The organism is Microcoleus sp. T3_B1, from assembly GCF_036700445.1.
GTDB lineage: Bacteria > Cyanobacteriota > Cyanobacteriia > Cyanobacteriales > Microcoleaceae > Microcoleus.
In genome coordinates this window covers 102,166-123,939 of sequence record NZ_JAUBOX010000013.1, presented here as the reverse complement: position 1 = coordinate 123,939, position 21,774 = coordinate 102,166, and the positions used below count along the sequence as shown (strand labels likewise).

The window sequence follows — 21,774 nt, the reverse complement described above, 5'->3', positions numbered from 1 at the left end:
ACTGGCGACAAAGTTGGTTGTGCTTTCACTGAAGGTGGCGGTGACGGGAAACGCTGCGGTGACGGTGGCGGCGGCGGCCGAAGTCAGGCTGACGGTGGGCGGTGTGATGTCAGCTAAAACACCTGTGGCTCCGAAAACTCCCAGATAATTATCAACGCTGGTACCGCTTGTTTTACTGAGGGTAATGCTCTGCAGCGTTTTGGCTGGGTTAGGATTAAACATGAACCCGAATAGGGCCGGATCATTGGCATTCTGATAACCGTTTCCTGCTGTATCACTGCTTCGATCCATTCCGTCGATTAGATAGTAACTCGACGATGTTTCGGTAATTTCGTCATACCAGTCGGGAACTACTGTGGCTGTGCCTGTCCCAGTAGTGCCATCGCTATAGTTAAATGTCACCTGCATCCCAGCGCTGCCATTTGTACTGGTGGCGAACAGGTGGATTTGTGAATACTGGTTGGGCGTAACAGCAAAGTTAAAGGATGTGCCGTTAGTTGTAAGAACTTTGGCGTTGTTGCCGTTATTGGTGTTGTTGTAGCCTAGCTGAACGTCGGGACGGAAGGCATTTGCTGCGAAAAAGCCGTTGTCGGGTAAACCATTGCCACTAGCACCGCCTTTCAAGGTTGCAAAGGACTGAGTGATTAAGGTATCTATGCTAGCCCCTCCCGCTGCGTTACCCAATTCGCCTTGTAGGGTGTCTGTGACTCCTCCCGTGTAGTTGATAATGACATCGCGATCGAATACTGATGTGAGATTAAATTGAACGGGTGAGGCTAAAACATCGGCATAGGTTGCCATTGCTTCGCTGGACAAGGCAAGGGAGGCTTCGATCGCCCCTGTTGTTTTTTCCAATTCCCAGTCGCCCCCTAGTGCTGCATTACCGGTCTTGTTGGTGGATGCTGCCACATCTGCCCCTGTGATTTCACTCAGGCGCTTTACGAAGTTTTCTCCAACTTCTCCGGCTGCTACATCGCAGCCATAAAGTAGGATATCGCCATTTGCTGTCAGGGCATTTCCCCACTGTTTTAGCCGATCGCTGAAAGTTTCTAGGTTATTGTCATTGAGTACGTCAGCACCGAGTTTTAAACTGCCTTCGCTGCCGTGAGAAACTATATGAACTGCTTCAATATCTTTTTGATCTGCCAAGGCGTTAGTAATTTGGTCGATCACGCTGGAATTTTCATTTAAAATCACAATTTGAGCGAGATCGATGCCTTGGATCAGGCTTTGATAATCTTGTACAGAGGAGTCTACGAAAATAATTTGCTTGTTCATAGTTGATAAGTTCATAATTGCTGAAATCCTTTATATGTATCGTTTACATCCAAGTCTGGCCGGGGTTGAAACCCCCGCCTCAAAGCTTAAGTGCTCTTGCATAGGACTGAATAATTTATTAGTCTTATTGCTCAAATCGATTGATCGGTACAATTGTTAGCCCGTTCGCCTTTTTCACGGGAAATAAACGTGGAAAACTGATTGTCTTCGCTCACGGCTGACAACATTCGATCGGCTTGGGCCCCCAATAGGGGAAGTCATAGCGCTGTAAAACCGGGGATTTTGTCGTCGTAGTAGTGCAGCCAGTAAAGTAGAGCCTGAGCGGGGTAGTCCTGATATGAAGTGAGGTTTCACTGGCCTCGTGGGGGAATGGGCTCCCAAAACATTAGATGCAACTTAAATGTATCATACCACAGACATATCTTTTATAACATATTTTTATTTAACCTTTCGCAACACAACATCCAGATTTACGATATCTTTACAATCTAGACATCGTGGGTTCACTTTCCCTATCTCTATCATTGCTTCGGGCCCCTGCCTTTGTAAAGTCGGAAAAGTCGGATCTTAAAGTCGGAAAAGTCGGATCTTTGCCATGAGGACATAATAAGGTTTACGCTATCTTTACAATCTAGATATCGCCCTTGTTAATTACTTAGGTATTTTAACTGCATATCTAAGGGAATCTACGCGGATATACGCAGATGAAGAGATGTTATTTGATGAGTTCTTCGAGGGATGGAAAAAGCAATTTTTCTGCGCTCACTTTTTCGCAATCACAAGGCTGTTGACTTGCGGATATTGCTGATACTTTTCCTAGCAGCAATTGGAGGCTTTCGATTAGCAATGGTAGAGTTAATAAAATAATTGATGCAGAGACTAGCAAGCTAATTAAACCGTCAGCCCAATTCCAGTGCAGCCACGCGACGGCGATCGCAGCTAAAATTACTCCAACCGACGAAAAAATGTCTGCAACTGCGTGCAGAAAGGCGCTTTTGAGGTTCAAGTCGCCGTGACAGCAGGAATGCAAGCAACAAGCATTAATCGAGTTGATGCTTAAACCGACTATGGCGGTAATTAACATCGGCAGCCCTTCTACTTCGGGGGTTGGGGACTGCAAACGGCCGATCGACTCGGCGGCAATCCAAAGGGCGATCGCCACTAAACTGATACTATTAATTAAAGCAGCAATGATTTCTCCACGGGCGGGCAGGATGCCCACCCCACAATCAAATTCACTGTTTGTGGAACAGGCATCTTGCCTGTTCTTAAGAATACTGCCCGATCTCAATACTAGCTTTTTACGGGCGGGCAGGATGCCCACCCCACCGGCCAATTCACTGTTTGTGGAACAGGCATCTTGCCTGTTCTTAAGAATAGTACCCGAACTCAATTCGATCGTACAATCTACGGATTTACTTTTGCGTTTGACTGAGGAGTACCAAGTCGCTGTCAAAGTTATTGCTAAAGCTGCTACATCTGAAAAAACGTGACCCGCATCTGCTAATAGGGACAAACTATGAGAATTAAGTGCGGCGATTAACTCTGCTACAAAAAAGCTGCTAAGCAGTACCAATGCTGTTTGTAAAAGTCGCACTTTGCCAATTCTGGGATTTGTATTCTCGCATTGTGCGATATCCTTGGCGTTTTCTGAGTCAAAATTGTCCCTAACTAGAAATGTCATGCAGCAGTCCTTAAGGTTAAACTCGATTTTAAATTAAACATTAAATTAACTATCAATGACCGATTATATACCAAATCCCCACCAAGATCCGGAAAATCCGATCACAAATTCCCCAAATTGTCAAATAAACGATCGCCCAATTAGCGACTATCACGCAAATACTTTGACAGGCGAATCTTTAGTTGATTTGCGCCGCTACGATCAATCAAAGTTCGATCGAGGAAAGCCTGGTTGGCTAATTTTGGTTTGGTGGTTCGTGCAGGCGATCGCATTTCCTCTCACTCCACACCCTTTTAACGGCATCAGAAGCGGCTTGCTGCGGTTATTTGGAGCGAAAATAGGTCGGGGTGCGATCGTTCGCCCCACGGCTCGTTTTACCTATCCTTGGAAAATTGCAATCGGAGACTACAGTTGGATCGGAGATGATGTTGTATTGTACAGTCTCGATCGAATTGCGATCGGCAAACACTGCGTCATTTCTCAAAAAAGCTACCTCTGCACCGGCACTCATGACCCTCAAGACCCTGCCTTTGGCTTAATCACAGCATCTATTATCATTAATAACGGCGTTTGGATTGCCGCCGACTGCTTCATTGGCCCTGGTGTAGAAATCGGTGCAAATGCGTTAATTGGAGCTCGCAGCAGCGTCTTTAAAAATATGCCTGCAGGCTTTATTTGCACAGGAACACCTTGTCGTCCCCGCTGTCAGCGAGAAATTAACAAAAGTTCGTAATAGACATTGCACCGGGAAACTAAGGAATGAGAATTAAATAACTTCCACAAGTTTGTGGGATGGGCGTCCCGCCCGTCCTTTTTGGACGGGCGGGACGCCCATCCCACAATAACAATTAAAATTGTAAGTTATTTAATTCGCGATCCTAAGCAGCTTTACAAGCTTGCTGCCGAATAGGAATTTCAATGACGAATTCTATTCCCTTTCCTAATCCAGGCTGGCAGTATAATCTGCCCCCATGCTTTTCAACGATAATTTGGTAACTGATAGATAACCCCAACCCAGTTCCTTTACCGATAGGTTTGGTGGTAAAAAAAGGGTCAAATAGTTTCGGTTTTAAAGTTTCGCAAACTCCCCTACCGTTGTCACTAATATAAATAGCCACCCAATTCTCGTCAATTACTTTTGTAGCAATTTGAATGCGGTTCGGGTGTTGTTTGATTTCTGCAAAAGAACGCTGCTGATTAGATTCATCTAAAGCATCAATGGCATTGGAAATAATATTCATGAACACTTGATTTAATTGTCCGGCATGGCATTCTACTGGTGGAAGCTGACCGTACTTTTTTATTAGTTCAATCTCAGGATGCTCTGGTTTTGCTTTTAAACGATGATGCAGGATGGTGAGTGTACTATCAATTCCTTCATGAATATTTACAGCTTTCACCTCTGCCTCATCTAGGCGAGAAAAGATTCGCATAGACTTGACAATCTCCTGGATGCGCTGCGTTCCTAAGTTGATTGAGTTAAGAACTTTGATAAAATCTTCCTCCACAAATTCCAGTTCTATTTCATCCATTACGGCTTGAATCCGAGGGGTGGGATTTACATAATCTTCTTGATAGAGATGTATAATTTTTAGTAAGTTATGAGCGTACTCTTGGGCATAACCAAGATTGCCGGATATGAAGTTTATAGGGTTGTTTATTTCATGAGCAATGCCAGCAGCCATTTGCCCTAAGCCGGACATTTTTTCGCTTTGGATTAACTTAAGCTGCATTTGTTGTAAATCTTCATAGGCTTGGCTGACTTCTAAAACTTTTTGCTCCAATAAGATATTTTTTTCTTCTAATGTGTCAGCTAGAACATGAAGCTTTAAATGCAGCTTGACGCGAGCTAATACTTCCTCCTGTTGGAAGGGTTTGGTAATATAATCTACAGCCCCAAGCTTAAACCCCTCAACTTTATTAGCCGTATCCGAGAGAGCAGTCATAAATATAATAGGAATCTGTTTAGTTTCTGGATTAGCCTGTAATCGACGACAGGTTTCAAATCCATCAATTTCTGGCATCATGACATCTAGCAAGATTAGATCGGGGAGAGCATATTTGACTCGCTCTAGTGCCATTTTGCCAGATTTTGCAACCCGAACTTCAAATCCTTCTTGGCTTAAGGCATCAGATAAGACACCCAAGTTAGCTGAATTGTCATCAACTATAAGAATCGTACCATTTGCTTGAATTTCTGAATTCATAACCTTACTTGTAGGACTCAATAAACGTTAAAAGCTCTTCGTCTTGAAAGTCCTTTGCCATTTGATGCAATCTTTTAGCAAAGGGAATGTATTTGGGATCTAGTTCTTCAAGTAATACCGCCTGCTTAACTATTTCTAGGAAATTTCCTTTCATAGCGAGCTCGTATAGCATTTCCATTTCTGTAGCAGGCGGGGCAATTAGCTCATCGGTGTCTGAGGATCTCGCCAGTGGCTCTTCATTAGCTTCATAAACCCATTCCAAATCAAGATACTGTTGTAAGTTTTGCAGGAGTTCAGTTGCTTGAATAGGTTTTGGAATAAAGGCGTTGCCTCCTGCCTCTAAACTTCTGTATTGATCGGTTTCAAATACGCTAGCAGAAGAGACAATAATCACGGTGTCTTTGAAATTTTCCGATTCTCGAACCCGCTTAATCACCTCGAAGCCATCGAGTTCGGGCATTAATAGGTCGGTAACAATTAAATCTGGCTGCACCTCTAGAATTTTTTCCCAGCCTTCAAGCCCATCGTTCGCTTCAAACACCTCAAAGCCGATCGGACTGAGCAAATTGTTAATTACCGAACGGTTAGCCCATTTGTCATCAATAACCACAATCTTAGGTTGGCGGTCTTTGATGCCGATAATCTGCCCGTGATGGTCGATTTGAGACGTTTTCACCCATTCATCGGCTTGAGGCAGACTAACATCAAACCAGAAAATACTGCCAACATTCATCTCACTTTGAACCTGAATGGTACTGCCCATTAGTTCTACAATCCTTTGGCTAATTGCCAATCCCAGCCCGGTGCCCTCCGTCTGCCGTCTGCGATCGCCTACCTGCTCGAAGGGCTGAAAGATAGCTTGGAGTTGCTCTTGGGCAATGCCGATACCTGTATCGCGTACTTCAAAGCGAATTTTTCCTTCTGTTGCAAAACTGACTATAAAAGTAACACTGCCCTCATCCGTAAATTTAATAGCGTTGCTTAAAAGATTAATTAACACTTGTCGCAAGCGTTTTTCATCCGCATGAATGCCGATCGGCAGTTCGGGGCTTGAAGGAAAATGAAAGTGAATTCCCTTAATTTCAGCTCGGATGCGACACATCTCTGCTACACCTTGCAGGAACGCCGGGAAATGAAAATCGGTGGGCATTAGTTCCACTTTCTGTGCTTCAATCTTCGACAAATCGAGAATATCATTGATTAACGTCAGTAAATGGGAACCGCACTGATAAATGACATCAATGCGCGATCGCTCTTCTTCATTCAACACTTTGGAACGCTGAAGAATCTGCGCGTATCCCATGATGCCATTAAGCGGAGTCCGCAATTCGTGGCTCATGTTGGCAAGAAATTCACTTTTTGCGCGACTTGCGGCTTCTGCAGCTTCCCTGGCTTTTGCCTGTACGATTTCTGTTTGTTTGCGATCCTGGATATCGATGCAAGTGCCAACCCACTCCCGGATGCTGCCATCTTCATCGAGAAGTGGCACCCCTCTAGCTTGGAAATAACGATAGTTTCCATCCGTTCCGCGCATTCGATATTCCATCTCAAACAGGCTTCTCGTTTGCACTGCTTCCATCCACACCTGAACAGTTCGTTCCCGATCGTCCGGGTGGATTGTATCTAACCAGCCAAAACCAACCACCTCAGCTTCCGTTTGTCCGGTGTAAGCTCTCATACTCGGTGAATCCTGGCATCTTCCTTCAGGATCGGTTGTCCAGACAATTTGGGAGATGGCAAGGGTTAGCGAACGATAGCGTTCTTCGCTTTGTTTTATAGCATCTTCCGCTTGTTTGCGATCGTGGATATCGGTACAAGTGCCAATCCACTCCTGGAGGCTGCCATCTTCATCCAGAATTGGTACCCCTCTAAGTTGAAAATAACGATAGTTTCCATCCGCTCCCCGGATTCGATATTGTACGTCATACAGGGTTTTCGTTTGCACTGCTTCCATCCACACCTGAGTCGTTCGTTCGCGATCGTCCGGGTGAATTGCATCTAACCAGCCAAAACCATCAGCCATCTGGGCTTCGGTTTGTCCGGTGTAAGCTCTCCAACCCGGTTGATCCACGCATCTTCCTTCAGCATCCGCTGTCCAGACAAGTTGGGACGTAGCAGCGATTAGCGAACGATAGCGTTCTTCGCTTTGTTTGATAGCATCTTCCGCTTGTTTGCGATCGCTAATGTCATTATTAATTTCCAGTTGGGCACAAGGCTTTCCTTCCGCGTCGCGCTGTAATGTCCAGCGACTTGCCACAATAATATGCCGACCATCGCGGGTGGTGTGCTGCAGTTCTCCTTCCCAACTTCCCTGCTGGAAAAACTCTGCCATTATGGTTTCTAACTGTTTAGGAAAGGCTGTTTTCAAGAAGGTGTGAATGTACTCCCCGACTACTTCCGCTTTTGTCCAACCATAGAGCTTTTCTGCACCTTGGTTCCAGTATATGATGCGGTCATCCATGTCCCTAATAATGATACCATCGCTGGCTAAGTCCAGTAGTTCTAGGGTTTGACGGAGCGTTTGCTCGACTTTTTTGCGATCGCTAATATCTCGTGATATCGCGATAATGCCGAGGATATTGCCCTTAGCATCCCGCCAAGGAGTCTTGGTAGTGAAAAAGGTCCCGGTGGTCTCACCCTGAGAGACCTCTTCCTCGTAAGTCTCAGCGATTCCTGTTGCCATCACTTGGCGATCTTTTGCCATAATTGCACGGACACTCTCACTCTCATGCGGTAGGAATTCCCAATCATCTTTGCCGATGATTTCCTCAATTGGCTTGCCCATGAAGTTGGCCACATTGGAGTTAACGGCAACATAACGCCCTTCCCGATCTTTAACGACAATGAAGTCTGGTGTACTTTCCAAAATAGACTTTAGCAGTGCATTACGATCGCGCAATTCTGCTTCCATTTGTTTGCGATCGTTAATGTTTCGTGCTATGGCAATCAGGCCGAGAATATTTCCCTGAGCGTCCCGCCAAGCGGCTTTTGTGGTTAAAAAAGAAGTATTCTCTTTTCCATTGAAAACCTCTTCTTCGTAGGTTTCAGTAATGGCTGCTTCCATAATCTGGCGGTCTTTTGCCATTATTGCAACGGCGGCCTCCGGGGGAAGGAGTTCCGAATCATCTTTACCGATAATTTCCTCAATGGATCTACCGTAAAAGGATTTTGCCACCTCGGAATTAAGGGCAACATATCGGCCTTCCCGGTCTTTAACCACAATTATGTCTGGCGTACTTTCCAAAATAGAGCTCAGCAAGACGTTGCGATCGCGCAGCGCAGCTTGCTGTTCGCGCAGAGCTTCTTCAGCTTGTTGGCGATCGGTAATATCTGTATTAGCCCCAATCCATTCCCGAATTGAACCATCCGCATTCCGAATTGGGACACCACGACAACTCATGTAGCGATATTCCCCGTCATAGCGGCGCATACGAAATTCAACTTCATAGAACGATCGATTAGCAACAGCAGTTGACCAGGCAGTGGCAATAGACGAGCGATCGTCTGGATGGATAGCGTTGAGCCCACCCCCTACCTTGTAATCATCAAATGTCTGTCCTGTAAATGCACATAAAGTAGGTTGCTCGCCGGCCAATTCGCCCTCAGCATTAGCGATCCAAATAATTTGAGCGGTAGCTTCGATCAAAGAACGAAATCGTTCTTCACTTTGTTTCAGGACATCTTCTGCGTTTTTGCGATCGCGAATATCCCGCACAATAGTGGAAATAAACTCGACTTCGCCCGCTTCCGTTTTGTGAACGATCAAAACCTGGGAGACTGGAATTTCTTGCCCATCCCGTGACAAAAATAGGATTTCACCAGCCCACCTACCCTCTCGCAAGGCGGTGGGAATTATTTCGTTGTGGAACTTTGCTTTTGCTGAGGGAGCTAATACAGAATCTATAGTAAACGGAGAGCGTGCTTCCTCTGGTGACATCCCCAGCATTTCCTGTCCGGCTTTGTTGAGATAGACGCTATGCCCAGTCGCATCCGCAACTCCTACTAAGTCGGAAGTTGCTTCCAAAATTGCCGTCAGTCGTGCCTGCTTTTGTTCGGCCCGCTTGCGATCGGTAATTTCAATTACAATCCCACCAAGACCAAAAACGATGCCATTTTCATCCAACAAAGGGTAGTAAGATGCTTGCCAGTAGCGCAGGATGCCCGGTTCTTTCGGCGTTTCACCCACTAATTCATAGTCGAGAACCGGCTTGCCTGTATCCAGAATGCCTTGCAGCATCGGTTCCACAGTCGGAGCCAATTCTGGCAGCACTTCACGCACTGACCTACCAATATGGTCTGCCACACAAACGCCATTAGTCTGGGCCAGAACTTCGTTTATTTGGACATACCGGAGTTGGCGGTCAAAAATCACCATTCCGGCATTCGCACCTGCAAAAAAAGCGTCGAAGTGAGCCTGCCGCAATGCCTGTGCTGTTGCGCTTTCTTGCTGTGGCGGTTGGGTTTTCTCTGGTGGTAATTTGGTCATGTTCGATCGTGCATTTCAGCTTTTATTCTAGAACTTCTGTCCAATTGTGCGATCGCAAGGTTTTCGTTGCCTCCAATTTGGGTAATGAAGAAAACGTTCAGTAGCGCGACTATTAGGCTTTCAATCTGCGATATATGTATCCCTTGCGACACTATTTCCCTTAATTCTTCGGATGTATCGCCAAGTATTTCTATTTCTCATTCTCATCAATTCTATTGCTAATCAATCCTATTGGTAGAACATTGGTGACAACTTAAGCTAGGGAAGCATTGGTCAATCAGCAATTATGCTCAGCATTTACTCAGATTTTGGCTGTAGAACTTAGATTTGGGCGATCGAGCAATCATGGCGATCGGCATATTTATCCCCACCCACCCCCAAATCGCCAATTTTCCACTCCTAAATAAGCAGTATTTTCAGTAAAATTACGGATTGACAAATGTGATTAAGTTATAATTTGTCCCCCATGTCTGTAGAATGCCAAGTCTTCTTGGAACGTTATCAATTTTAGCTATATCCGTTAAATTTTCACTTAGGAATGAGAATTAAATAACTTCCACTCTTGAAAGTGGGATGGGCGTCCCGCCCGTCCAAAAAGGACGGGCGGGACGCCCATCCTACAATAACAATTAAAATTGTAAGTTATTTAATTCGCGATCCTTAGAAATAAACAAGACGGACACCACTGGCAGAGTAATAGCAATATCTCTCCTAGGAGTTAAAGTCATTGTAATACTTGGAGATTTGACTTGTCCACTTAAATAGTTATTGAATAATCCCTGCTTGAGTTTATAAGGGGAATTCCAAAACAAATTAGTGGAGAGTATCATAAAATCGCCTTGAGTTAATGTTGAATAAATTTACTATAGCAATCCTTGCAGGAGTCGTATTTTTTTACCCCACCCCAACCCTCCCCCCGGGTTCGGGGAGGGAGTAAGAAGTTCACAAATGATGCGATGATTGCTATAGAGCAATCACTTTAATAATAGATGAGTCGGATCTCGTCTCGCGCAAAAATGGCACAATAACCGCAGGTCTGGGAAGACAACGTATCCGAAAAATTGGAAATAGGGAGAACTGCGTAGTATGAGGAACCACATATCTATGTAAAAACTTCAGTTTTTTTACCAAAATAGGCTAACATTTGTGATAAAGACTTCAGTATTTTATTTTTAACTTGGGTACTGAGGACTTTATTCTTTACTACCCACTTAAAAAATGACAACATCAAAAACCTTAGAACCGGAATTCAAATTTAATACAATCCCAGAAGAAGTATTGACACAGATATCGCAAATATTTACAGCTACCCTATTTAAAATCGGTGAAAATCCTGTATCCATGCAGTCACTGGTGGAACTGATTGTATTGTTTATGGCTATCCTTGTCATAGCACGCTCTTTTACGAACTTTCTTAAGGAACGGTTGCTAGTCCGACTGGGAATTGACGAGGGAAACAGGGAAGCCATCGCAGTAATTATTGGGTATTTAATAGTAGCTTTGGGGGTGATAGTCGCCATCCAAAGCATCGGTTTCAACCTCGCTTCTTTTGCAGTAGTCGCGGGGGGATTGGGAGTCGGAATTGGCTTCGGAATCCAAGATTTAACAACTAATTTTGTCAGTGGCTTAACGCTGCTTTTAGACAGACCTGTGAAAGTCGGAGACTTTGTGGAATTAGAAGGATTAATGGGAATCGTCAAAAAAATATCGATTCGATCGACCATCCTACAAACTACTGAGGACTCTAGCGTCATAGTTCCCAACAGCAAAATGATTAGCAACAAAATTGTTAACTGGAGTTACGAAAACTCCCTACTCTGTCTGCGAGTTCCCGTAGAAGTAGCCGAGAATAGTAACCCGCTGTTAGTGACAGAAACTCTGTTAAATATTGCTTACGCAGAAGCTGGAGTCTTGTACGAACCGAACCCGAAAGTATTGTTTGTCGAGTTTGGTGATGATAGTTTTAAATTTGAACTTTTAGTGTGGACGGACAGGCCGACTGAAAGAGAATTAATTAAAAGTTCTTTGAATTTTGCAATTGAATACAATTTCCGCCAGCAAAAAATCGAATTTCCGTTCAATGACAGAGAAATTTATTTGCAAAACCCCGAAGTTCTGTTGTCAATGTTAAACAAAAAAGAAACTGCAATTGACCTCCCGAACAGTTACACGGAAAATGAGCAAAAACCGCCAATTTTTGCAGAGAAACTCAAAAAGCCATCGTCGCTTAGCGGTTTGCTAAGAGAGGTGGAATACTTTGAAAATCTGACCGATCTGGAATTGCGGCAATTGATTGAAGTTGGATACCGCAAACGGCTGCGATCGCAAGAATATTTGTTTCACGAAAACGACCCCGGAGATGCTTTTTACATGATTCTTTCAGGTTCAGTAGAAGTTTTTGTAGAAGCTATTAACAAACATCTGAATAACCTCGGTTCTGGTCAGTTTTTCGGGGAACTTTCTTTGATGTTGGGCATCCCCAGAACAGCTTCGGTGAGAGCTTTAGAAGAAACTATTTTGTTTGCCATCAATAAAGAAGGTTTCCAGAAAGTTTTAACTGAAAGACCGGATTTATCTGAACAGATTATTAAAGAAATAGTCAAACACAAAGAAGAACTCAGCGAGAGACAGCAATTATTGCGAGAAATGGAATTAGTAGAGGCAGCAGAAGAGGAGGAAAATCCTGTAGAATGGGTGAGAAAACGGCTAAAAAATCTATTTAGTGTTTGAAATAATTCCTATGACGCGATTTATTCACGATCTCTTTGCAAAAGAATACCTGGAGGAATTGCTGTCGCCACTCGGAACGGTTAATATCGGCCGCGATGTGACTTCAGAAGTCCGAGAAATCGATGTTTACTTCACTTTCTTCAATCTAAAATCTAAAATCTAAAATCTAAAATCGATTGATGCCCACAGCATCGAAAGCATTGGTAGATAGCTTTAATGCGATACCAGACACAGAGAATTGGATGCAGGGAATCTATTTTTTGGGGGAATCTTTGCGGACTGCAATTGTGGCGATTCACCAGTTGCCAGAAACTCCAGAAACTCTGTGGTTGAGGATTTTGGGCAAAGGGGGAGTGCAGCAAAGGGCTATTTCCCAATTAAGCGCTTTAGCAACAGACGATCCGTTGCGGATTATCGCGCTAGAATTGCTGTATCGGTTACAGTCAAATTTAGTAACCGATGCGCCACAAGAATTAGAGCCAGAAGAGCGGGAGTTAATTATGGCCATTGCACCACTTTTTCAACAACAAATACAAGCAGCACAGCAACAAGCTAGAGAAGAAGGACTAGAACAGGGACTAGAACAAGGACTAGAACGAGGTAGACAAGAACAACAGCGCTTAATCTTAGAAAACTTTCTGCGAGTTCGATTTGGAGAATTAAGCCCAAAAATGACGGCTTTTCTATCTCCAATATCCAAGTTGGCGGCGGCGGAATTTACAGTGCTGTTGCTGGCAATATCGATGTTAACAGTCGATGAAGCAGGGCGGGAATCAGCAGTGAAATTGTTGGCTGAAAGTGTCTTGCAAATACGATCGCCTGAATTGAGCGATATTCTGCCTACAGCCGTTACTAATTTATTGGCATTGCCTGTGGCAGAATTGACATTGTTTGTAGAACAACTGCCACAGTTATCGGCGGAGGAATTGAGGGAGAGGTTAGGGAAAACACCTGAATAGAACCTGCGATCGCAGCCATAAAGGGATCTCGCTCTTTATGGCATTTAAATGATTCTCGAATAAAATTCCTAGATTTTGTCGATCGCACTTAGGAATTGGACTGCGGGGATAAAATCAAATGCAGCAGAGCGTCGATCAATCGATCGCGCTCCATTGGGATAATATCTTTGCCGTGCATCATATGCTGCGTTAACTGGAAATATACCAGCGATCCAATAAAAATCCGCGCCGTTGCCTCCGCATCGGATAATTTTAACTCTGGATGCGATGCCAAATATTCAGTGAGCCGCTCGATCCCCGGTTTACCTAAGTTTCTCACAAAAGTCTGCGCTAGCTGGGGAAAACGCCCCGACTCCGCAATCACTAACCTCACAAAATTGAGATATTCTGGTTCCTGGGTCACCTGATCCAATATAGTTGTGGCAACGAATCGCAGCGCTACGGCGGGTTCTTCATCCAGAACCGTAAAATGGACTTTTTTTCGCGCCAGCCGCTGTACCAAGGCCGCGAATAATCCTTCTTTATCGGCAAAATAGCTGTAAACCGTGGCTTTGGAAACTCCTCCCGTCTTCGCTACCTTGTCCATACTCGTCCCCGCGTAGCCGTGGGTTAAAAATTCTTGCATCGCGCCTTGCAGGATTTGCTCGGTTTTGTCACTTGCTGCTGCGTCTGCTTCCATCGGTTTTGTCCTTGCCATACCTTGCTTCTGTAATTTTTATTTGGGAGCTTGACATTATTATACTGAACGGTTTAGTATGAAAAAGCATCGTAACTAAACCGTTTAGTTTTATTTTCTCACAAAGAGGTATGTCATGGTACACCAACCAACAGCAGACGGCTTATCCTCAAATCCATCCCTAGTTAAACAACTCCTAGTTGTGGCAGCAGTAGCAACCCTGGGGGCAGCGGGAACCACAGGCTACACGATCTGGCGATCGCGCATACCCGATCCCAATGCAGTAGCCGCAGCAGCAGCCGTCACAGCATCCCAATTAACCACAGTTACAGCCTTGGGGCGACTCGAACCCAGAGGAGAAGTAATTAAAGTCTCCGCCTCCGGTGCAGCCGAAGGAAACCGGATCGATCGGCTTTTGGTAAAAGAAGGAGACAGGGTGAAAACAGGCCAGGCGATCGCAATTTTGGACAGTCGCGATCGCCTCTCGGCCGCCCTCGACCAAGCTCAAGAACAAGTGCGCGTCGCCGAGGCAAACCTAGCAAAAGTCAAAGCTGGAGCCAAAAACGGCGAGATTCAAGCCCAGAAAGCCACCATTGCCCGCATAATGGCCGATCGCAGCAACGAAATCACAGCGCAACAGGCGATCGTTGCCCGTCTAGAAATCGATCGCAGCACCGAAATGGCAGCGCAACAAGCCACAATTGCGCGCATCAGGGCCGAACAACAAGGAGAAATTCAAACCCAACAAGCCACAATTGCCCGTCTACAAGCCGAACTCCGCAACGCCATAAGCGAGGATCAGCGCTACTCCCAACTGTATGAACAGGGAGCAATTTCCGCCTCAACTAGCGACAGCAAAAGCCTCGCCGCCGAAACAGCCCAACAGCAAATCAACGAAGGAAAGGCAAAACTGAATCAAATTCGCCAATCCCGCCAACAACAAATTAACGAAGCCCAAGCCAAACTAAATCAAATTCAACAATCCCGCCAACAGCAGATTAACGAAGCCCAAGCCAAACTCAGCCAAATTGAGCAATCTCGACAACAGCAAATCGACGAAGCCAAAGCAAATCTCGATCGCATCGCCGAAGTGCGTCCCGTTGACATAGCAGCAGCCGCCGCCGAAGTCAGTTTGGCCGCAACAGCCGCCAAACAAGCCAAAGCCAATCTGGATCTAGCTTACATCCGTGCTCCCAGAGACGCCCAAGTCCTGAAAATTCACACGCATCCGGGGGAAAAAGTCGGCAACGACGGCATTGTCGAACTCGGACAAACTCGCGAGATGCTGGCTGTTGCCGAAATCTACGAAAGCGATGTGGACAAAGTACGCCTCGGACAAACCGCCAAAATTACTAGCGATGCTTTGACCGGCGAATTGCGGGGAACTGTCGAACATATTGGTTTGCAAGTGCAGCGGCAAAACATTGTTAACACCGATCCTTCTGCGAATATTGATAGTCGAATTGTGGAAGTAAAAGTGCGCTTAGATGAAGCTTCCAGCCAGAAAGTAGCGGGATTCACCAATTTGCAAGTCAAAGTGGCGATCGGGGAAATTAAGGATTAAGTAAAAAATGTTACTTTCTCCCCGGTAAAAAACTCTCTACTTCTTCCTCTCTCTTCCTTCGTGTCCTTCGCGTCTTCGCGGTTCAATAATCACATATTCTTTCAGTACGAAGAGAGTAAACCATCAGCCCTATCTCTTCAATCCCAAATCCCAAATCTAAAATCCTATGCTTGGACTCATAAAACCATTACAACAGTTAAGACGCAGAACTTCCCTCGGATGGCTGCAACTGAGTCACGACAAAGGGCGAATGCTGGTTGCAGTAGCAGGAATTGCCTTTGCTGACGTTTTGATGTTCATGCAGTTGGGCTTTCAAAATGCGCTTTACACCAGCAATACGCGGCTGCACCAAAGCTTGGAAACAGACTTAGTTTTGATTCACCCCCAAGCGCGAAATTTGATTAATTTGTCTTCCTTCCCCAGACGTAGATTGTATCAAGCAATGAACGTACCGGGCGTGAAATCAGCCGAGCCGCTTTACGTGAAAATTGCTAACTGGAAAAATCCCGAAACTCGGCGCGAAACGTCGCTGATGGTGGTCGGTTTCAATCCGAATCACCCCGCGTTTGCGCTTCCAGAAGTTAACCAAAATTTGAGCGCGATTAAATTGCCGGATACTGTGTTGTTCGATCGAGCTTCTAGGGGAGATTACCAAAAAACGATCGCACAAATCGATCGAGGAAAAGCCGTTAAAGCTGAGGTCGAGCGACGCAGGATTAACGTCAGCGGTTTATTCACAGTTGGAGCATCTTTTGCCGCCGACGGTATTTTGATGACTAGCGATCAAAATTACCTGCGCCTGTTTGCGAGACAAAACGCCGCGAGTGTTAATGCCGGATTAATTCAACTGCAACCGGGTGCGGACCCCGTGGAAGTTCAACAAGTTTTGAAAGCATATTTGCCGCCGGATGTCAAGGTACTAACCAAACAAGAATTTATCGATTTTGAGAAAAACTATTGGGCTAAGAATACTGCGATCGGCTTTGTGTTTAATTTAGGCGTCGCGATGGGTTTTGTCGTTGGGGTGATTATTGTTTATCAAGTTCTCTCAACCGATGTCAGCGACCACATGGGAGAATACGCTACTTTCAAAGCGATGGGCTACCGCAATGTTTATTTACTGGGCATCGTTTTTGAAGAAGCTCTAATTCTTTCCGTCCTCGGTTTTTTGCCGGGAGTAGGAGTCTCTTTCGGACTCTACTCTTTAACTCGCCAAGCTACAAATTTACCGCTTTATATGACGCTGCTGAGAGCATTTATAGTATTACTTTTGAACGTGATTATGTGCACTATTTCGGGAGCAATTGCCACTCGTAAACTGCAAGCAGCAGACCCGGCCGATATGTTTTAAGGGAAAATGAATAAGATAATACTAATTCTCAAAAGTCATGCAACAGTAGCTGTAGGGTGCGTCGCCACCCTTAAATCCTAAAAAAGAGCGACAATCTCAAAGCGACGCACCTTACCTGATAGTAGAAGATTCGGCGGTTGAAACCGCTTCTTGTCAAACGAAGTCCACTCCAAGCGGACTAAAGAATCAAGGGGGTATTCAAGCCAGATTTTGTATAAACTCCTGACTACACACATATTTTTTGTAATCATTCTCTTTTTTTTCTCGGCCTTTTCGGCGAATAAAGCTGTTTATTCTTAAATCTAAAACCTCAAACCAAAAAGTTATGAATTCTACTACTCTCTACCCAACAACCAACGCATTAGAGATTCCTGCACCTATAATTTCCGCGCACCAACTCGACCACTACTTCGGTCAAGGTCAACTGCGAAAACAGGTACTTTTTGACATTAATCTCGACATTAAAGCAGGTGAAATCGTGCTGATGACTGGGCCTTCCGGTTCTGGAAAAACCACGCTTTTAACTTTGATTGGCGGATTGAGATCCGGTCAATCGGGAAGTCTCAAAATTCTCGGTCAAGAGATGTGCAAAGCGAGTTCAGACCAATTGGTAAGGGCGCGACGCAAAATTGGCTATATTTTTCAGGCGCACAACTTGCACCGCAGTTTGACGGCGCTGCAAAACGTGCAGATGGGTTTGGAAGTTCACGGGAATTTGTCGCGTTCTCAAATGCGCGATCGCTCTGCAAAAATGCTAGAGTTAGTAGGACTGGAACAGCGGATTAACTATTATCCAGATGATTTGTCAGGGGGACAAAAACAAAGAGTTGCGATCGCCCGCGCTTTGGTCAGTCAACCGCAAATTGTTTTAGCTGACGAACCAACAGCCGCCCTGGACAGCAAATCCGGTCGCGAAGTGGTGAATTTGATGCAGCAACTGGCTAAAGAACAGGGTTGTACTATTTTGTTAGTAACCCACGATAACCGAATTTTGGATATTGCCGATCGCATCGTTCACATGGAAGATGGAAAATTAGCATAAATAGTTATTAGTTAGTTGTTATTTGTTGGTTGTTATTTGTTGGTTCTAATAACAAATAACAAATAACCCATAACAATGAACTAATTGCTAACAACCAATCCTTGCGGATAAATCCCCAAGTTTTGCAGGTACATTGCTTCGAGTTTGGGCATCGACGATTCCACGGAACCGCCATAACGCCGAAAAGAAGGCCAGATGTAAGCGAGTTTTCTGACTGCTGACTCCAATCTACCCGCTTCTATATCTTCTAATGCACCTTTTTCTCGGATTAACTCTATAGCCATCAAATCTTGATTTTCGGGGCTGAAATCGCGGACGCCAAATTTTTTGGCAAATCTGTCCCAAGTGGTGCTGAGAAACTGATATCGCCCCGCTGCGTCGGAACAGAGTTTTTTGCCATAGCGACGGCCGCACCTCATTTCTCTGGGATGATCTTGAAAGCTGACAAATTTCGTGCCGGTGTATTGGGTGCGGTAGCCGTCGGGGCTAGCGGTTCCTTCGGCGGCGGCTATGGTGTCGAGAAAGGCTTTGACTCGAAGTTCGGGCGCGATGCTATCGAGTCTGCTATCCTGTATGGGCTCTGGTGAATTCAGGGTTGCAGTTTCGGGCGATCGATCGCGATCGATGTTATCCTCTCCTTTGTCTGGTGAATTGAGGGCCGCAACTTGCGGCAGGCGTTTCGGGGTGGGCGAGCTTTCTGCCGAGACCGATTGCCCCCACAGTCGCGGCGTCATTCGACCTAAGAAAAAGCACAAACAGATTAAGAAACCCCAAGAGAGTTGAAAACGAAGGCGTTTGGAGCGATTCCCGCGCAGAACCGGCCACCGGTGAAGGGGGAGTGTTGCGGGCAAAATTTTCGTTTGCTGGCCGAAGGCGAACAGCGATTTCAGCGCTACCAAGGTTTGCTGGTAGAAACGCGGTGGAAGTTTCCGAGCTCTCATCGCTGCGGCGAAAGTCTCCACATCTGTCAAAGTAACTTGTGCCAGTGGTTTTGCGACAAACACTCGAAAATGGTTGGCCGCCTGCCAGCTAAAGCGCCGGTTGCGGGGGGATTTACCGTTTACCCACAGGCGAATTAGCTCCATGTCTGACATAGGGAGCAGGTGGCTTCCCAGATGTTTTGATGCGTACAAAAGTACCTCCTGATATGAGTTCAGGTTGAAATATCCCTGTTTGTGGACTTGAGATTGGTTTCACCGTTGAAATTCGGGACTGGCAAGGAAACAAATCTTTTTCGGGGCGATCGCAAACTTCAAATTTTTCGGTCATCACCGAAGGGCAGCGACAGGGATCAAGATAAACTGGTTTCAACCATATCCAGTGATACTACTAAGTGTTCGCCCGGTCAAGTTCATGGGCAGATTTGGCGATGGGTTGAGTCTAAAATTTAGTGATTCCACAGGCCTCGCCGTCCCAACTGACATAGGTTTCAAGGTGCTGGCATCCGGCTGACTCAAAAGTGAGCGATCGCATTTTTTTGTATCTAATATTAAGAATTCTACCGGTGTTTGGGCCCGGAGGATTCCTCAGCTTGAATGCCGATCAAATTTTTGCGTTTTGCCAGCATCAGGGAACCGTAGCGGTTAGCCCAAACTTGAGTAAACTCAGCACCTAAGAAGAGAATCTGAGCTGAATAATTGATCCAAAGTAAGATAATCACGAACGATCCCGCAGCACCGTAGGTAGAGGCAATACCGCTACCTCCGAGGTAAACTCCAATTATGGATTTGCCGATCGTAAACAGCACTGAGGTGATGGCGGCGCCGATCCAAACATCATTCCAGGCAAGATGGACATCGGGCAAAAGTTTGTAAATTAAGGCAAAAAGCAGCGTAACTACGCCAAAGGAGAGAGCAAAATCCACAATCTGCCAAATGCCGACTGGTAATTGCAGCAAGCCGTTCAACCAATAGCTGACGGCGGCTAAAATGGCGCTAATGACTAAAGATACTAGCAGTAGAAAGCCTATGCCTAAAATCATTGCAAAAGACAATATGCGGTCTTGCAGGAATCCCCAGATGCCTCGTCCGGGGGGCGGTGAAACATTCCAAATAGTATTGAGGGCTTCTTTGAGATTAGTAAATACGTTGGAAGCCCCCCACAAAAGTGTAGCGATACCTACTAAAGTCGCAATCATTCCCGACTTTGGTTCGGAGGCTTTGAGGATGAGTTCTTGGACGGTTTCGGCGCCTTCTTTGCCGATTAAACTTTGGAGTTGGGTGACGATTTGACCTTGGGCTGCGTCTGCACCAAAGACTAAACCGGCGATCGCAATTACGATAATTAGCAGCGGGGCGAGGGAGAAGACTGTGTAATAGGCTAGGGCGGCGGCTAAGGTTGGCGCTTTATCTTCTTGCCATTCAGTAAAAGTTTGTTTTAGGAGTGATATCACTGTTTTTAAGTTCACGGTCTTGGGTTTCCTTATACTTAGCGTTTACCAGGGATTTTAAGAGGTTAGGAGTTTTTTAGCGTCGGCCACAAGATAGATTTATCGATTACCCAATTCGGAAAATTACTTTTATGTCAGATTCCCACACAACTGTTAACAACACCGATGTAACATTGTCTAAAAAAGCAATTTCTTGGGCTAAATTAAGCGCATTAGTAGCGGTAGTTAATTTCTTGCTGGTGCTTTTCCATTTCAGTTACCTTCAGTTGCGCCCTGTTTATCAGAGCTTTTTTCCGGGTTTAGTTAAAATTTATGACCCGATTAAAGGCATTAATTCGAGTTTGCCAAATCCCGAATATTTGAAAAGCGCTGACCAGTTTTGGCGAATTGATACGTTTTTTATCGGTTTTTTTGGGGCGGAGTTTTTGATTAAAAGTCTGTTCCACACCCGCCGTAAACCGGGGGTAACTTGGTTTGATTTTCTGCTAAGGCGCTGGTACGAGGTGTTTCTGGTGATGCCGATTTGGCAGGGGTGCCGCATTCTGCCGGTATTGGTGCGGCTGCACAAGTCGGGTTTGGTGAATCTCGATCGCGTAGTTGCTCAAATTACCTACGAACCGGTGGCTTATTTAGCCCATACGATGTCGGAATACATGATGGTGCGGTTTATCAATCAAGCTAAAACTTCGATAAAACAGGGCGACGCGGCGCAGATGTTGCTGGCGCAGCAGCCGTACCTTCACGTCAATCAGGAAAATACGATCGAACAAATTACCAAGCGGATTTTGGATCTGACAATTTACAAAGTTTTGCCGCAGGTACAACCGGATTTAGAAGAATTGCTGCACCACAATTTGGAAACAACCATCAAACAGTCGGATTTTTATCAAATCCTGCAAACTTTCTCTCCGATTAATATTTTGCCGACTGAGATGACGGAACAGCTAGCGAATTATTTGGCTCAAACTGCTGTTGATGTGGTATCTACTACTTATGAAGACGATAAAGGTAGAAAAATTCTAGATAATTTCAGCCAAGAATTTAATCAAAGTTTGCGGCGGGAATTGCAAGATGAGAAAACTCTTGGGGAATTGCAGTCGCTGCTGTCGGATTTGTTAGAAGAAGTGAAGTTGAATTACATTCAAGGCGGGTTGAAGTCCGATCCGGTGCAGACTTTTACGGAAATTAACTCGCTCCGGGGAGTAAGGGAGAGTTGATACAGCAATCAGTTCCGGTGTTGTGAATTAGATTTTTTTTTACTCACATCTTGCACCATTGTCAACAACAGGCTTTCCGGCCTGTTCCACAAGAAAATTCATCTCTTGTGGAACAGGCCGGAAAGCCTGTTCCTAAACAAGTAATTGAGGATGGTACAATATCTCAGTTAAAACTGATATCTTGCACCATT

15 protein-coding genes are annotated in these 21,774 nt (G+C 45.2%); 8 read left to right on the top strand and 7 right to left on the bottom strand.

Going from position 1 to position 21,774, the window contains the following annotated elements:
- On the bottom strand, window positions 1-1,293 hold a 1,293-nt coding region (locus QT990_RS10055; protein ID WP_333465194.1), incomplete at its 3' end, for a DUF4347 domain-containing protein.
- Window positions 1,294-1,993: 700 nt separating this feature from the next.
- Window positions 1,994-2,962, bottom strand: a complete 969-nt coding sequence (locus QT990_RS10050) for a cation diffusion facilitator family transporter (protein ID WP_333413359.1) — start codon at window positions 2,960-2,962, stop codon at window positions 1,994-1,996.
- A gap of 55 nt (window positions 2,963-3,017) precedes the next feature.
- Between QT990_RS10050 and hpsU the strand changes: the two genes are divergently transcribed.
- Window positions 3,018-3,695 (top strand): hormogonium polysaccharide biosynthesis acetyltransferase HpsU, encoded by a 678-nt coding sequence (hpsU, locus tag QT990_RS10045; RefSeq protein WP_333465193.1) that lies wholly within the window; start codon window positions 3,018-3,020, stop codon window positions 3,693-3,695.
- A 145-nt stretch (window positions 3,696-3,840) separates the two neighbouring features.
- Here the strand turns inward: hpsU and QT990_RS10040 are convergent, their stop codons facing one another.
- Complete coding sequence (locus QT990_RS10040; protein WP_333465192.1) at window positions 3,841-5,169, bottom strand: response regulator; 1,329 nt, start codon at window positions 5,167-5,169, stop codon at window positions 3,841-3,843.
- Window positions 5,170-5,173: 4 nt separating this feature from the next.
- A complete protein-coding gene (locus tag QT990_RS10035) occupies window positions 5,174-9,655 on the bottom strand; it encodes a PAS domain S-box protein (protein ID WP_333465191.1) in 4,482 nt (1,493 codons plus the stop codon).
- 1,218 nt (window positions 9,656-10,873) lie between these two features.
- Between QT990_RS10035 and QT990_RS10030 the strand changes: the two genes are divergently transcribed.
- From QT990_RS10030 to QT990_RS10020, 3 genes are read left to right on the top strand one after another with little or no spacing between them, the layout of a single operon-like run.
- Window positions 10,874-12,385: a mechanosensitive ion channel domain-containing protein gene (locus QT990_RS10030; protein ID WP_333411268.1), complete on the top strand. Its 1,512-nt coding sequence runs from the start codon at window positions 10,874-10,876 to the stop codon at window positions 12,383-12,385.
- 10 nt (window positions 12,386-12,395) lie between these two features.
- Window positions 12,396-12,548, top strand: coding sequence for a hypothetical protein (locus QT990_RS10025; protein WP_333465190.1), 153 nt, complete (start codon window positions 12,396-12,398; stop codon window positions 12,546-12,548).
- A 16-nt stretch (window positions 12,549-12,564) separates the two neighbouring features.
- Window positions 12,565-13,344 (top strand): hypothetical protein, encoded by a 780-nt coding sequence (locus tag QT990_RS10020; RefSeq protein ID WP_333306197.1) that lies wholly within the window; start codon window positions 12,565-12,567, stop codon window positions 13,342-13,344.
- An 88-nt stretch (window positions 13,345-13,432) separates the two neighbouring features.
- Here QT990_RS10020 and QT990_RS10015 read toward each other — a convergent pair whose 3' ends face one another.
- Window positions 13,433-14,041, bottom strand: coding sequence for a TetR/AcrR family transcriptional regulator (locus tag QT990_RS10015; protein ID WP_333465189.1), 609 nt, complete (start codon window positions 14,039-14,041; stop codon window positions 13,433-13,435).
- Between the two features lie 115 nt (window positions 14,042-14,156).
- On the opposite strand from QT990_RS10015, the gene QT990_RS10010 reads away from it, so the two are divergent.
- The 3 genes from QT990_RS10010 (at window position 14,157) to QT990_RS10000 (ending at window position 17,977) form a co-directional block, all read left to right on the top strand.
- The gene (locus QT990_RS10010) at window positions 14,157-15,584 is read left to right on the top strand and encodes an HlyD family efflux transporter periplasmic adaptor subunit (RefSeq protein ID WP_333465188.1); all 1,428 of its coding nucleotides are present in this window, start codon (window positions 14,157-14,159) and stop codon (window positions 15,582-15,584) included.
- A 166-nt stretch (window positions 15,585-15,750) separates the two neighbouring features.
- Entirely contained in the window at window positions 15,751-16,935 is a 1,185-nt protein-coding gene (gene devC, locus QT990_RS10005) for an ABC transporter permease DevC (RefSeq protein WP_333306193.1), read from the top strand.
- A gap of 325 nt (window positions 16,936-17,260) precedes the next feature.
- The gene (locus tag QT990_RS10000; RefSeq protein WP_333465187.1) at window positions 17,261-17,977 is read left to right on the top strand and encodes a DevA family ABC transporter ATP-binding protein; all 717 of its coding nucleotides are present in this window, start codon (window positions 17,261-17,263) and stop codon (window positions 17,975-17,977) included.
- A gap of 80 nt (window positions 17,978-18,057) precedes the next feature.
- On the opposite strand, the gene QT990_RS09995 is transcribed toward QT990_RS10000, so the two are convergent.
- Both QT990_RS09995 and QT990_RS09990 read right to left on the bottom strand, forming a co-directional pair.
- Window positions 18,058-19,071: a glycoside hydrolase family 104 protein gene (locus tag QT990_RS09995; RefSeq protein WP_333306189.1), complete on the bottom strand. Its 1,014-nt coding sequence runs from the start codon at window positions 19,069-19,071 to the stop codon at window positions 18,058-18,060.
- Between the two features lie 404 nt (window positions 19,072-19,475).
- A complete protein-coding gene (locus QT990_RS09990) occupies window positions 19,476-20,384 on the bottom strand; it encodes a YihY/virulence factor BrkB family protein (RefSeq protein ID WP_333140811.1) in 909 nt (302 codons plus the stop codon).
- Between the two features lie 113 nt (window positions 20,385-20,497).
- Between QT990_RS09990 and QT990_RS09985 the strand changes: the two genes are divergently transcribed.
- The gene (locus QT990_RS09985) at window positions 20,498-21,583 is read left to right on the top strand and encodes a hypothetical protein (RefSeq protein WP_333465186.1); all 1,086 of its coding nucleotides are present in this window, start codon (window positions 20,498-20,500) and stop codon (window positions 21,581-21,583) included.
- Window positions 21,584-21,774: the final 191 nt, after the last annotated feature.